Here is a 13,512-nt window from a genome sequence, read left to right as displayed (position 1 = left end):
GCAATTATTCACCCATCAAAGGAGAGTACCTTTCATGCCTATCAACCGGCCTTTACTGACAGACAGTGATTTACAGGATGCCGTTGACCGCAAGCTGCCTGTGCGCGTCTTTCAGGACGATCATCTGGTGAATTCCGGAGCGACAGTTGTCCGATTTACAGATTCGGATGTTGTCATCCAGTCGCGGGTCAGCGATTTAACCTACTATTCCCGGCGGAGCTGCGAATTTTTTGAGATCAGACCCTAGCTCAAATAGTTTGAGAATGGAGAGGACTGTATCTCGTAGACACCGCACCCGGCGTCAGCTTTGGAGCAACCAACATTACGCACGGAAATTAACTATAGCACTGAGTATAGATTGACAGGCAGGGAGACGCTATAGAGCAAGGAATGGCTGGTCAGCCAACAAGAATCCATAGTGAGGTGCTCCCATGTTCACAAGATTTGACGAGATTGCTATTGAGATTCCTGAGGTCGCACGCCCCGATCCCAATGCTGCCGCTGCTGTTCAGGAACTGCTTGGCGGGAAATACGGGGAAATGTCCACATTGAACAATTACCTGTTCCAGTCTTTCAATTTCCGCAGCAAAAAAGATGAAGGTTTATGAAATGACAGACCATCCGGCTGCACGTGAGGTGGTCGGGTATTTGCTGGTACGCGGCGGAGTGCATGTGGTGGTCTACGCCAAAGTGCTGGAAATGGCTACCGGTGTAAATGTCGGCAAGCTCATTCCAATCGGCCGCACCCTGAAGACGGCCAGCCATTAGAGGTCATTGAAGACTCCCCTAAAGGATTTCCGATTGCCGAAGCTCCGGAAGTGCCGGAAGAATTTGCTCCGGGCTTTTCAGAGGAGGATTTCCTCGCCATTGCAGCACGCCTGCAGCAGGCGGCCAATATCCGCTAAATTCAAAGAAGCCGGACAAAGACCCCCTCAGAGGGATCTTTGTCCGGCTTCTATCATTGTCATCACTGTGTCATAAACTTCCTAATTATCTCTTCAGCTCATTCGTTGATGTCTTCAGCTTCTCATTCAGGATATCCTGAAAGCTGCGAGTCTTGTCATCGGAGTTAGAAGATTTGGCTTCGACCACGGGTTGAGGTCTAAAATACTGATGATTGAAAGCCATAAGATTATGTACTGTCATATTCATTAAGGTTCAACCTCCTTCCGTAATCTGCACCTAAATTTGCGTGGTTGCGCATTTTCTTATCACTTATTTAACCCATCATTTCCATCCCTAAACATTTTTTTTGCACTTTCAGGAAAAAAAAACAACCTCCGCACCGATAATCCGGCAGGAGGCTATAATCTTCTTGGTATCGAATGTTTATTTCAAGGCTGCCCATGAAGCTTCATTCAGCTGCTCCAGCTCATCTCTAACAAGCTGGAAACTCATGGCCCCGATGTTCTCTTCCGCATGCCGGACCTTGGAAGCGCCCGGAATGGCGACCACTGTATCCCCGTGAACATGTATGAGCCAGTTCAGGGCAATCTGGCCCGGTGTCACTCCGTATTTCTCGGCCAAAACAGATAATAGATCAATCAGAGGCTTGCTGCGGGCCAGGCTCTTCTCATCCAGTCCGGATTGCATCCGCCGCATCCTCGAAACTGCACGGATCTGTGAAGGATCCTTATGGAAACGTCCGGTCAGAATCCCCTGCTGCAGCGGAGAGTATGCAATGATGGAGATGCCCAGCTCCTTCGCCGCTTCCATTGTTCCATTCACGTCAATCTTCCGGTGCAGCAGATTATATTTCACCTGGTTCGAGACCAGAGTCAGACCATACTGCTGCAATATCCTGTGCGCCTCCACCATCTGTTGGGCCGAATAGTTGCTGACCCCTGCATAACGGATTTTGCCATCCTTGACCAGACCGGCCATCGCTTTCATTTCACTGGCTATTGAGGACAGGGAAAACGGTTGGTGAATCTGGTACAGATCGATGCTTCGCCCGCCCAGACAGGTGAGCCGTTCATCAATTGTAGAGGTAATAGATTTCGCTGTGCGGAGCATCGGCCACCATTTGGTGGCGATCAGCGGCTGGGCATGGAGACTGCCCTCCTGCTGCAATTGATCCAGCGCATGGGCAAGCGCCTCTTCTGATTTACCGCCGCCGTAGATCTCTGCGGTATCGACCCAGTTCATACCGCCTTCCAGACTGACACGCACGATATCCAGAATATCTTCATCCTTAAGATTACTCCAGTATCTTCCTACGATTCCGCTTCCCCGGCTGAACTGCCAGCAGCCCAGCCCGAGCGGTGAAACGGATAACGATGATTGGCCTAAGGGGCGTAAAGTTACTGCTGTTGTCTCTGTCACCAAGTTTCATCCTTCTTTCAGAACCAGGATAATAAAAATCTCTCCAGAATCAAAACCACTTCAAAATAGAGCTCAGATCCGCTAGCAAATATGGTATAATTACCCTGCTCTGCAACGTCATACTACAAACTAACCGTGTTGCGGAATGGAAACACAATCATTAATGGAGGGAATTCATGTTAAAATTCTTCGGTTTTTTCATGCTGTTAAATCTGGTCGGCAATCCTTTTCTTGCCCTAATCATCCTGCTGGTCATTCTGTATTTCCTCGACCGCCGATATGTCGGAATCTTTCCAAGCATCACGAAGCCGTTCCGCCGGAGCCGGCAAATTTCCAAGCTGCGGACAACCATCTCGCTGAATCCGAATGATGTCTCCGCCAAATTCGATCTGGCCCGGCTGATGACTGAACGCAAGCGTTTCAGCGAATCCAAAGAGCTGCTTGTGCAGATCGCTGACCGGTACGAGCAATCTGCCGAATATTGGGTGGAGCTTGGTTATGTGAATCTCAAGCTGGGACAGCTTCCCGAGGGGGAAGCGCAAATGCTTCAAGGACTGGAAATCAACCGCAGAGCGCAATATGGGCAGCCTTATCTCCGTCTCGCCGAGACTTTCCGCAATATCGACCACGACAAAGCTCTTTATTATGTAGGACAATTCCAGGAAATTCAGTCCTCTTCCAGTGAAGCCTACTATTTGGCCGGCTCTATGTACAAGGCACTGGGCAGAAATGAAGACGCCAAACGCGCTTTTGCCGAATCCACAGCCATTTACCGCTCACTGCCAAAGTACAAGAAGCGGCAGGAACGGGGCTGGGCGCTGCGCAGTTATTTCGCAAAGCTGCGCTGACTCAGCGGTACATAAATAACCGGGATGGCTCCATTATACGCCTATTCCTTCCTGCAATCATTAACACAAAACGCAAAAACCTCCGGCTTCTGCACTACTTGTGCATGCCGGAGGTTTTTTATGCTATTTTACAGGAACGGTTATTTCAAACTCAGGAATGTAAAGCTTCCGTCCATCCTTCCAGACGTAGGGCTTGATTACAATACTCTCCGGTATGGTTTGAAATGGCTCATACACATTGCTGGAATCTAAAGTATCGCCTTCACCGGAGCCACCGCTCATACTTAGCATGTGAACCTCCCGCCCTTGTTCATCCATTACATCAAAGAAGATAGACAAAAACCCGTTATTCTTATATGTTTCCGGTATCGCTTCTTGAAAGGCCCTTACATCCTCTCCCTGTTCCCCCTTAAACTCTGCCATCAGCAGGGTCGTGGTTTCGCTAACTTCCAGCCGCTTGACCCGCAGATGAATATGATCATGGATTTTGGTTACTTCAGGAGTCAGAATGTAGCCTCCCGCTGTATTCTTGCTCACCGGAAATTCAAACTCGAACGGCTGCCGGATTCCCGGAACGGTAAATGACATTTTGAAATCAAACTCATCTGGAATCCGCTGATTCTCTGAATTATTAAAGACTGTAACAATAACGGAGTCAGGCGCATCCGGGCCTCCTGAAGCGATCCCCCCTCCGGTGATGACCTCAGCTCCATTGACATAAGAATCGATCCTATTCAACAAGCCGGTCTCAGGATCGGGAATAGTCCACAAATCAGACAAGGGTCCTTCCTCTCCAACCTTACCATCTTGCTTTCTGGTAAGCACCAGGGACAACCGGCTCCCATCATACATCTGTTCCGACACGCTGAACGTCAAGCCGTCATGCGTAACGCTCTGCTGAATGTCCGCCGTTACACCAGTCTCATTTGCTTTCTTAAGCCCGGCGTCGCCTGCCACCTTGAACACACTTTCCAGGAACGGCAGTTGCTTCAAGGTATCAGCCATTGCCGGTGACACGAACCCCAGGCTGATAATCAACACCAGCCCTGCAGCCACAGAGGCAGCACTGATCATAACCCGGGTAAGCCAAGAACGTTTTCTCCGGCTCCTAGAGGTTTTTGCTGTTTCTGGAACCTTAGGATCTGTTCCTTCCATTCCGCCAATTACCCGGTAGGTATCATTCATACGGGCTTGTACGAGCTCCGGCAGCTCTGTAAGAGGCTCTTCCCTTAATCCTGCCAGCCTGCTCTCAAATTGTTGCTGATTCATCCATTCATCTTCCTTTCCGCGGGCTCCGCCAGAGATTCATATAAGGTTTTCCTTGCCCTGTGTAATCTCGTTTTAACTGCGCTCTCCGACAGCTCCAGCAGCCCGGCAATTTCCTGCAGCGTCAACCCCTGATAATAATGAAGAATGACAATGGTCCGTGAAATCTCCTCAAGACTGCTGACGGCATTACGGAGATCCATATCCTCCCCAAACGAAGACGATACCAGCAGATGCTCTGGAGGTTCGGACATGACGACTACCCGATCCCGTCTGCGCAGAATCATATTGCATTCATTGATCAGAATACGAAATAGCCAAGTGTTGAAGAAAGCAGGCTCTTTCAATCCGGACAATGCTTTGTACGCCTTCATAACCGTCTCCTGCATAACATCCGCACTGTCTTCGTCATTCCTGACAATGGATTTGGCCATACTGTACATTTGCCGTTCCAGCCCCTTAACCAGTTGAATAAAAGCTTCACTGTCCCCTGCTTGCGCACGTCTAATCTGATCCTCTTGTCCGTTATTCAATCGATCCCCTCCTTTCGTTCAGAAAGCTGAAACTCTGCTTGTTGCTTCCATACAGCTGATTAGATGGAGCATAGGGCTGAAAGGTTACCTCTATGTATGAAATATTTTTTCACCCTGGTTCTTCATAAACAGCAAAGAGCAAGCTCCACTGTCCCGGAAGCCTGCTCTTTGCTGTTATTCAAGTCATGCCGAATCTTATAAATCTAATGTTTTCGGATGATCCTCCGCTGATGCCGAAGAAAACGGCCACCAGTTCGCCCGGCCAAACATCCGTACCATAACCGGGACGAAAAACGGCAGGAAGACCAGTGCATAAAGAGCAAGACCGGCCAGAACTACAGTAGCAATCTGCATCATCGACAATACACCGGAAGGATACATTGAGGCAAAGGTTCCACCCAGGATCACTACAGCCGACAGAATGACTGTCCCCATATTGCGCATGGCATGCAGGATCGCTTCACGCACATCCCAGGTCTTGTTCTCATTAAAGCGGGCCATCAGGAAGATGCTGTAATCCACCCCAAGCGCAATCAGCATAACGAAGCTGAAGAATGGAGTAGTCCAGGTAATCCCGGAATAATTCAGCAGATTCACAAAGATGGCTTCCGTAATTCCCAGCGCCGTAAAGTAAGTGATAACAAGTGAAACAATCAGATAAATCGGCATGATAATCGATCTTAGCAGTAATACCAGAATGATGAAAATACCGCCCAGCATCAGGATAACGGTCCGCGAGTAATCCTCATTGGAAATCTTCTGCAGATCGCTATAGGTGCTGGTCACTCCGCTGATCGCGGTCTCCGCATTCTCCAGCTTCGTGCCCTTCACAGCCCGGTCCACGGCAGCCTGAATATCTCCAATGCTGTCAATCGCTTCGGAACTATAGGGATTCTCGGAGAAAACAACATCCAGCGTCATCACCTTGCCGTCACCTGCCAGGTATGTATCAAAAATCTGCTGGATACCCTCGGCTTCCAGCGCCTCAGACGGTACGAAGAATCCGCTCAGTTCATCATCTTTGGCCTCCTGAATTTGCCCCAGGTACGCTTGGGCAGAAGTCAGCCCGCCGGTGATTTGCTTCAGGCCGTCCGCACTGTCGTTTAAACCGTCCGTAAGCTGGCCGATTTGTCCGGTAAGCTGGCCGAACCCGTCAGCAAGCTGCTGCTGGCCGCCCTGCAGCTGGTCGAACCCGTTTGTGATCGAAGGAATGCGATCGACAATTTGCCCTTGCCCCGCCGCCGCTTGATTCAGGCCCGTCTGCAACTGGCCGATTCCGGCGACAAGCTTGCCCAGACCTTGTGCCAGCGCCGTTTGACCGGCAACGGCCTTGGCATATCCGGTGTTGGCCTTGTTCAGACCGGCAGCTGCAGCTTTTAGCTGCCCTGAAATCTGTCCAAGTCCTGCGGCAAGCTGGGCTGTACCCGTGCCGGTTTGTGTTACCGTTCCTTTAATCGTCTGGTAATCGACATCCTGCAGAAGATCAGGATGGCTGGCTTCCAGGCCCGTGAAGGAAGCATCCAGCCCGGCAAGTGCAGCAGCCACGCCCTGGAGCTGGGTTTGCAGCCCGGCAACGCCTCCGTCCAATGCGGTCAGCCCCGTACCGATTTGCTTGTAGCCTGCCAGAAGTGCAGCATTGGCGTCCGCAAGCTGCTCTGCGCTGGCCGCTGCCTGCGCCAGACCGGCTTTGATCTCACCGGCTCCCGCCGATCCGCTTTTAATGCCGCTCTCTATACGGGACAGTCCATCGCCCAGCGCGGCGATACCTTGTTTCAGCTCAGCTGTGCCCTCCGTCAGCTTCGCGCTGCCCGATACGGCCTCGTTCAACTTTGGCTCGTTGTCACTTAACTGCTTGCTCGCTTCCGCAAGCCCCGTTTGAATCTTCGTAAGCCCTTCATTGCTCTGGTCCAGACCCTCTGACAGTGTAGCCACTTGAGTCGGGATCAGGAAGTCATTGATCTGTTCACCCGTAGGACGCGACATACTGCGCACAGCTTTGACCCCGTCGAGCTTTTCCAGCTCACGGCTGATTTTTTCAGCCAGACCCATATATTCAGGAGTATCCATACGGTCATCATTTTTGATGATAATTTTGCCGGGCATCGATTCTCCCGGCCCAAAGCTCTCAGAGATAATATTGAAGCCTTTAACCGATGCGTAGTTGGAGCCGATTTCGTCCATGCTGTTAAAGGACAGCTTGCCGCCATAAGTGACCAGGAACGGCACCACTACCGCAGCTACAATCAGCAGAGCAGCCCACGGTCTTTTTAAGGAGAAGGAACCGGCGGCCCCCCAGATGCGGCTTTCGCTGTGCTCCAGCTTCCCGCGGGATGGCCAGAACATCCTTTTGCCCAATACCGCCATAAAAAATGGAACGACAGTCACGAGCGCCAGCATCATCACGGCAATCCCAACGGCCACTGCAACCGCAGAACGGTACAGCATGAATTTGGACAACCCAATGGCCAGGAACCCTACAAATACCGCAAGACCGGAATAGAATACCGTCCCCCCCGCTTTGCGGTAGGTGGTGATAATCGCGCTTTTCGTATCCTCAGAGGTTGCCAGCTCTTCCTTAAAGCGGCTGATCAGCAGAATGCAGTAATCCGTCCCGATCCCGAACAGTACGGCCACCATAAAGATCTGCGTAAATGTGGATAACGGAAAGTCAAACCGGTCCACCAGAAAGGCCACAACCGATTGCGATACAATATAGCTCAGTCCGACCGTAAGCAGCGGCACAAACGGCGCAACGAATGAACGGAATACTACGAACAGGATCAAGAGAATAAATACAACGGTAATATACTCCGATTTCTTCAGCCCTGCCTCTGAGCTGACAATGGTATCCTCCGTAATCAGTCCTTCGCTGGTCAGATAATGATCGGCAGTTACATCACTTAACAAGGCTGCTACTTTAGCCGGGAGTTCCTTGACCCCTTCTTCTCCGCCTTTTACCGACAGTGCGACCATAATGGTCTTCCCGTCCTTCGCAATCAGCGTATCCTTTAATTCGGATTGAGAAAAGGGGTCGGTAATGGAATCCAGCTTCAGCGATTCCTTGCTCGCCGTAAGCTGCTCAACGCCCTGCTTAATGCTCTCCGTGTCTTCTGCGCTCAGTCCACCCGGCTTATTAAAAACAAGGGCAACCTGGTGCAGCGTCTCACCGCCCTTAGCGTCGGCCACCTCTCTCATAATCTCAGCCGCTCTCGAAGAGGTGTAGCCATCCGGAACAGCAATCTGCCCCTTCTCGCGCACCAGATCCGACATCGCCGGCGCCGTTAAAAATAACACGACCGCCACAGCCAGCCAGACTGTAATTACAGCCCATCTAGCTTTCAGTATGGTCTTCAATTGTTTCTCCCTCCTGTTTCATGCATTAAAAATGCAAGCTTCTCAAACATGGTAATAAATTTCTCAATATCCTTTTCCTCAAAATCAAACAGATAGGGAGAAATCACTTCCTGAACCTGCTTCTCGGCGGTCTGATGCACACTCTTCCCATGCTCCGTGAGTGTCAGATACACCTGGCGGCGGTCATTCTCGTCCCGGGTCCGCTGAATCAGTCCAGCTTCGTCCAGCCGGTTAATAATTGCCGTTATCGAACTCTTACCTACCGCAACTGCCTCGGCCAAAAATGTGGAAGTACAAAGCTCCTGACTGTTTATCAGCCGGAGAATAATAAATTGGTCATTGGTCAGCCCTTCCGGAATCCGCTCCTTGACACGGGCGCTAATCTGCCTAGTTACTACCATGTACGCATCCAAATAGCGGTTGATCCAGTGTTCTGCCTCTTCTTTCAAAATCCAAACCTCCCAACACTATTAATAGTTCACGTATGAAACTATTTCACAGTAAAACTATATGGTCTGCCGCCCAAAAAGTCAATATGTTCCTTTTCGTATTCCAGCTGCGGTTTATTTGCATTTTGCATAACAAAAACAGCCATTCTGCACGATGACATGCGTAAATGGCTGTTTGCCGGAAGGAGGTGAGAATTCTCTCTACTTTCCCCTTAGCTTATTCTCGTTATTCTTCGTCTTCAGACTCCTCGACCTCATATACGCAGCGGAACATTTCAATTCCTGCGGCATTTTCACCCAGGCTGTACACCATGAACCCCAGGCTGCGGTAGAAGTCAGCAGCAATTTCGTCCTCAGTTTCTGCCAGCAGGTAACGGGGCTGACGCGCAGTTAGCAGCTCAAGAATCATTCCGCGCGCATACCCTTTGCCCCTGTTCTCTGGCAGTACGGCGATATGGCGGATGTCCAGTGAGCCGTCTTCCGTTTCTTCAAAGCCCACCAGCCCCAGCAGCAGGCCTTCCTCTTCCCAGCCGCACAGCTGCAGTGCAGCCTGAGCGCTATATTCGGCTGAAGTACGCTGCAGTGCATCCGGTTCATCAATAACAGCATAAGCCAGCAGCTCGTTCACCTCGGGAGAACCCACGAGATGCTTCAGATCTATCAGCATAGTTAAACCTCCTAAAAGTTTTGTTAGCATAGACAGCCTTGAATTAGCTTCGTACAAAACTCACTTCGAAAGCATACGCTTTAGTTTTGTAAGCACAGCTTCCTGATAAAACTTCGTACAAAACTCACTTCGAAAGCATACGCTTAAGTTTTGTGAAACTTTAGTTTAACGATTTACCCCATGCCAAATGAAGAAAAATATAACCTATCCACACACCCAGCAAGTTAAGCAGCAAATCGTCAATATCAAAGCTGCCGACACGCAGCAGCATTTGCATGGATTCCAGCAGCAATATCCATAAAGCCATATGTAAGGTTAACCCAAACATGGAGTTAAGCCGCTGCTTCAGCAGCGGCAGCAGGAGGCCAAAGGGAATGAACACGGCGACGTTTCCCAGCAGATTCACCAGCCGGCCGGAGAAGGGCACCCCATTGTCCAAATCAAAATAGAGTTTTATGGTCCGCAGCGGCTCCAGATTATATTGTAGCGGTCCGTCCGGATGAACGACACGGCCAAAACCGATAAACATCCAGTACACAACGGCTGCACAGTACAGCATTAGCAGCATCCACGCCCATATCCGGCGCGGCTTCGGCTGAAGTTTTCCCCGGACGGAACGGTTTCCGGGCTTCTGCGTCTTACGCGGACTAGAGATTGCTTTCACCTTCCACTATCTCGATGCTGCCGTCCTTCTTGCCGATAATGGCCAGATCGGCAATTCCTATGAACAAGCCGTGTTCAACAACGCCTGGAATGCCATGCAGAGACATCGCAAGTTCACGAGCAGAAGCAATCGCTTCAAACCGGCAGTCTGCAATGTAATTGCCGTTGTCTGTCTTGTACAATTCATCGCCGCTGCGCCGCAGCTCCGGCTTGCAGCCCTGCTTAGCTAGTTCAGCGACTGTCCATTCCCAGGCGAAGGGAACAATCTCAACCGGCAGCGGAAACTTGCCCAGCGTTTCTACTGCTTTGCTCTCATCCGCCACCACAATCATGCGCGTGCTGCCCATGGCCACGATCTTTTCGCGCAGCAATGCACCGCCGCCGCCTTTGATCAGTTGAAGCCGGCCATCGAGTTCATCCGCTCCGTCAATCGTCAAATCCAGGTGGTCAACATCACCAAATGCAACCAATGGAATGCCCAGCTCGCGGGCCTGCTCCTCCGAAGCACGTGAGGTAGCTACTGCGGTAATCTTAAGTCCTTGCTGCACTCGTTCACCCAGCTTGCGGATAGCCCAATATGCGGTGGAACCTGTGCCGAGGCCAATCTTCATTCCGTCTTCCACATACTCCACGGCTTTTTCCGCAGCCAGCTGCTTTACATTGATACTCATTTTAATACCTCCATATTATCCGTTATAATAATGAAATAGATTTACAATATAAAATTATCATCACCAGGAGGATTCCGGATGAGAACCGAAAATCAGATTCAGTCCAAAATCAATGAATTAACACTCCAACGCAGGTCTCTGGAGACACGTTTGACACCACTGGCCGAGGACAGCCCGCAGCGTGAAGCTCTAAACGCCCAGCTTACCCGGCTGGAGGATATGATGCTCATGCTGGAATGGGTGCTGAATGCCCCAGCAGGCAAATACCACGCTTGAACATCAGATTAGAAGAGTTCCTTACCGTAACATAAACTATCCGGATCGCCAATATAAGGTCCGAACAAATCAATCGGCCGATAGCCATGCTTCACGTAGAGTGCAATGGCTTCCGGCTGTTTGATGCCAGTCTCCAGCCGGATTTCCCGGCAGCCGGCACTAATGGCCTTCGCCTCAAGCTCCAGCAGCATCTTGTTGGCTATTCCTTGCTTGCGGCTGCCCGGGTCCACATAGAAACGCTTGAGCTCCATCACCGCACTGTCCGGGTCAAGCGGGCGCAGCGCTCCGCAGCCGACCGGTTTCTCTCCTTGATAAGCTACCACGAAAGTCATCTCTTTTACCTTCGGATCGGTGAAATCCACAACGTAGATGGTCTCATGCGGATAGCGGGACTTCAGATCCTCATCCAGACGGTCAATTAACGAAAGCAAATCCGCGTTCCCGGGATCAACTACAACAAAAATTACATCAGTTATGGACGTCATTACCGTTTCTCCTCCACTTCAACCAGCGCGCAAGTCCAGCTATATATAATTTTTAAGCGTTTCCTCATATAATTCAGCGTTACCCTTCTCAAAGCAAATAAATGAGATCTCTTTCAGCGGCAGCAACCGGGAATCCTGGGCCGCCACATACTCAATGACCGTATGAAGCGCAATTTCACAGGCCAACGCTTTAGGGAAATTATAAACCCCGGTGCTGATGTTTGGAAAGGCTATGCTCCGCGCACCCTTTAAGTACGCCAAGTCCAGGCTGCTGGCATAACATTTGGCCAAAGTATCGGCTTCCCCGGCGCCTCCGCCTTTCCAAATCGGCCCTACTGTATGTATAATGCCCAGCAAAGGCAGCCTGCCTGCACTCGTTAATGCCGCCTCACCAGGCAGACAGCCTCCCTGCTTCTGGCGGATTACCGCACATTCTTCAGCTATTCGTGGTCCGGCAGCCCGGTGGATCGCTCCATCAACACCACCACCTCCATAGAGGCCGGAATTGGATGCATTCACAATCATATCACCCTGCCAGGACGTAATGTCACCTTCGCGGACAGATATCGCCACATCATTAATGATGATTTGCATGTTCGGCCTCCTCTCTCGCCGTAACCTCCAAGTTTCGAATCAGCTCTTTCTCTCCCCTGCGGTCCGCCTTTTCCGGAAAGGAAGCAAACACGACCCTTGCTCCTTCAATGGAAGCTTTGCGGAGGTTGCTTCTCATCCAATTCTCCGCGTCGGTCAGAACCATCTCTCCCGTGCCGGCCGGTACACGGCATAAAGCGGACGTCGTTCCCTTTTCTCCCTTAGCGAGCTGTTCTCCCGGTCCGGAAAGCACAGTGAACTGAAATAACGGAACCGCCTCCGGCCGTTCTTCATGTTCTGCGAACGCTTGATTAACTACGGAGTACATCAGTGAACCGGTAGGAGCGGCAGATTCACTCGCCTCCCGCTCAGAGATCATGCGGCTGCTCTGGTAGGCAAGCAGTCCTGCAGCAAACAACAGAAACAACACGACGCCCCCAACTACAGTAATCATTTCTGTCACCCGCCATTCTTCAGAAAATCAACAATACCGTTTCTATATTATCATGGAGAGAACATGCCCGGGAATGGTCAAAATGGGCTGAGTTTCTTTTTTCACAGGAAATCTTCATGATTAAGAACGCCACTCCTTACTGAAAGCGATATATATTCTATAAAGTTATTTTGAAATATTCATATTAACAGTTGAAACTTTCTGTGGCATGATCCATAATGAAGTTGTGCATACTGTTTGTCAATCCATAAGAAATCAAGGGAGGAAATTTACAATGAAGTTTTTCTTGGATACCGGAAATATTGAAGAAATTAAACGTATTACCCGCCTCGGTTTAGTGGATGGCGTGACGACGAATCCGTCACTGATCGCCAAAGAAGGCAGATTGTTCAAAGATGTAATCAAAGAAATCGTGGCTATTGTGCCTGGTCCTGTCAGCGCGGAAGTCATTGGCCTTACAGCAGAAGAAATGCTTAAGGAAGCCTATGAAATTGCTGAGTGGGCACCCAATGTCGTAATCAAGCTGCCTATGACTGAAGATGGCCTGGAAGCCTGCTACGAATTGACCAAAAAAGGCATCAAGACTAACGTTACCCTAGTATTCTCCGCGGCTCAAGGCCTCATGGCTGCCAAAGCCGGCGCTACCTATATCAGCCCGTTTGTCGGTCGTCTGGACGATATCGGCGTTGACGGCATGAAGTTGATCAAGGATCTGAAGACCATCCTGACCAACTACGGCCTGAATTCGGAAATTATCGCAGCCAGTATCCGTAACATCGCACATGTGGAGCAAGCGGCAATCGCCGGTGCGCACATTGCAACCATCCCGGGCTCCTTGCTGCCTTCCCTTTGGAAACACCCGCTTACAGATAACGGTATCGAACGCTTCCTGAAAGATTGGGAGAAAGTTCCGCAAGTATAATACAGCTG

The 13,512-nt window shown here is 50.4% G+C and carries 16 protein-coding genes and 1 pseudogene; 5 read left to right on the top strand and 12 right to left on the bottom strand.

Annotated features, from left to right (window positions below):
• Positions 1-34 precede the first annotated feature (34 nt).
• Positions 35-247, top strand: a complete 213-nt coding sequence (locus tag NSS79_RS14285) for a hypothetical protein (protein WP_342439827.1) — start codon at positions 35-37, stop codon at positions 245-247.
• Positions 248-431: 184 nt separating this feature from the next.
• Positions 432-905, top strand: a pseudogene (locus NSS79_RS14280) (manganese catalase family protein).
• 85 nt (positions 906-990) lie between these two features.
• Here NSS79_RS14280 and NSS79_RS14275 read toward each other — a convergent pair.
• Complete coding sequence (locus NSS79_RS14275) at positions 991-1,152, bottom strand: hypothetical protein (RefSeq protein ID WP_342439826.1); 162 nt, start codon at positions 1,150-1,152, stop codon at positions 991-993.
• 177 nt (positions 1,153-1,329) lie between these two features.
• On the bottom strand, positions 1,330-2,325 hold the full coding sequence (locus NSS79_RS14270; protein WP_342439825.1) for an aldo/keto reductase: 996 nt from the start codon (positions 2,323-2,325) through the stop codon (positions 1,330-1,332).
• A 176-nt stretch (positions 2,326-2,501) separates the two neighbouring features.
• Here NSS79_RS14270 and NSS79_RS14265 point away from each other — a divergent pair, with 176 nt between their 5' ends.
• The gene (locus NSS79_RS14265; RefSeq protein ID WP_341092535.1) at positions 2,502-3,173 is read left to right on the top strand and encodes a hypothetical protein; all 672 of its coding nucleotides are present in this window, start codon (positions 2,502-2,504) and stop codon (positions 3,171-3,173) included.
• A 123-nt stretch (positions 3,174-3,296) separates the two neighbouring features.
• Here the strand turns inward: NSS79_RS14265 and NSS79_RS14260 are convergent, their stop codons facing one another.
• From NSS79_RS14260 to rpiA, 7 genes are all read right to left on the bottom strand, one after another.
• Complete coding sequence (locus NSS79_RS14260; protein ID WP_342439824.1) at positions 3,297-4,442, bottom strand: DUF4179 domain-containing protein; 1,146 nt, start codon at positions 4,440-4,442, stop codon at positions 3,297-3,299.
• A complete protein-coding gene (locus NSS79_RS14255; RefSeq protein WP_342439823.1) occupies positions 4,439-4,972 on the bottom strand; it encodes a sigma-70 family RNA polymerase sigma factor in 534 nt (177 codons plus the stop codon). Before NSS79_RS14255 ends, NSS79_RS14260 begins: the two co-directional genes overlap by 4 nt.
• A gap of 195 nt (positions 4,973-5,167) precedes the next feature.
• Positions 5,168-8,326, bottom strand: a complete 3,159-nt coding sequence (locus NSS79_RS14250) for an MMPL family transporter (protein ID WP_342439822.1) — start codon at positions 8,324-8,326, stop codon at positions 5,168-5,170.
• Positions 8,323-8,775, bottom strand: coding sequence for a MarR family transcriptional regulator (locus NSS79_RS14245; RefSeq protein ID WP_038590729.1), 453 nt, complete (start codon positions 8,773-8,775; stop codon positions 8,323-8,325). Before NSS79_RS14245 ends, NSS79_RS14250 begins: the two co-directional genes overlap by 4 nt.
• A gap of 226 nt (positions 8,776-9,001) precedes the next feature.
• On the bottom strand, positions 9,002-9,442 hold the full coding sequence (locus NSS79_RS14240; RefSeq protein ID WP_038590727.1) for a GNAT family N-acetyltransferase: 441 nt from the start codon (positions 9,440-9,442) through the stop codon (positions 9,002-9,004).
• Positions 9,443-9,602: 160 nt separating this feature from the next.
• Positions 9,603-10,106: a VanZ family protein gene (locus tag NSS79_RS14235; protein ID WP_341118634.1), complete on the bottom strand. Its 504-nt coding sequence runs from the start codon at positions 10,104-10,106 to the stop codon at positions 9,603-9,605.
• Positions 10,090-10,770: a ribose-5-phosphate isomerase RpiA gene (rpiA, locus tag NSS79_RS14230; protein WP_342440371.1), complete on the bottom strand. Its 681-nt coding sequence runs from the start codon at positions 10,768-10,770 to the stop codon at positions 10,090-10,092. Before rpiA ends, NSS79_RS14235 begins: the two co-directional genes overlap by 17 nt.
• Before the next feature lie 84 nt (positions 10,771-10,854).
• Between rpiA and NSS79_RS14225 the strand changes: the two genes are divergently transcribed.
• Complete coding sequence (locus tag NSS79_RS14225) at positions 10,855-11,052, top strand: hypothetical protein (RefSeq protein ID WP_038590720.1); 198 nt, start codon at positions 10,855-10,857, stop codon at positions 11,050-11,052.
• 8 nt (positions 11,053-11,060) lie between these two features.
• On the opposite strand, the gene NSS79_RS14220 is transcribed toward NSS79_RS14225, so the two are convergent.
• Genes NSS79_RS14220 through NSS79_RS14210 form a run of 3 tightly spaced genes read right to left on the bottom strand, consistent with a single transcriptional unit; the run spans position 11,061 to position 12,582 of the window.
• Positions 11,061-11,537, bottom strand: a complete 477-nt coding sequence (locus tag NSS79_RS14220; protein ID WP_342439821.1) for a GNAT family N-acetyltransferase — start codon at positions 11,535-11,537, stop codon at positions 11,061-11,063.
• Between the two features lie 39 nt (positions 11,538-11,576).
• Entirely contained in the window at positions 11,577-12,110 is a 534-nt protein-coding gene (locus NSS79_RS14215) for a macro domain-containing protein (RefSeq protein ID WP_342440370.1), read from the bottom strand.
• A gap of 4 nt (positions 12,111-12,114) precedes the next feature.
• A complete protein-coding gene (locus NSS79_RS14210) occupies positions 12,115-12,582 on the bottom strand; it encodes a hypothetical protein (protein WP_342439820.1) in 468 nt (155 codons plus the stop codon).
• Positions 12,583-12,856: 274 nt separating this feature from the next.
• On the opposite strand from NSS79_RS14210, the gene fsa reads away from it, so the two are divergent.
• A complete protein-coding gene (gene fsa / locus NSS79_RS14205; protein WP_342439819.1) occupies positions 12,857-13,504 on the top strand; it encodes a fructose-6-phosphate aldolase in 648 nt (215 codons plus the stop codon).
• Positions 13,505-13,512 lie beyond the last annotated feature (8 nt).

The sequence above is a fragment of the Paenibacillus sp. FSL L8-0436 genome, from assembly GCF_038593025.1.
Classification (GTDB): Bacteria; Bacillota; Bacilli; order Paenibacillales; family Paenibacillaceae; genus Paenibacillus_AQ.
This window is presented reverse-complemented; position numbering and strand designations above follow the sequence as displayed.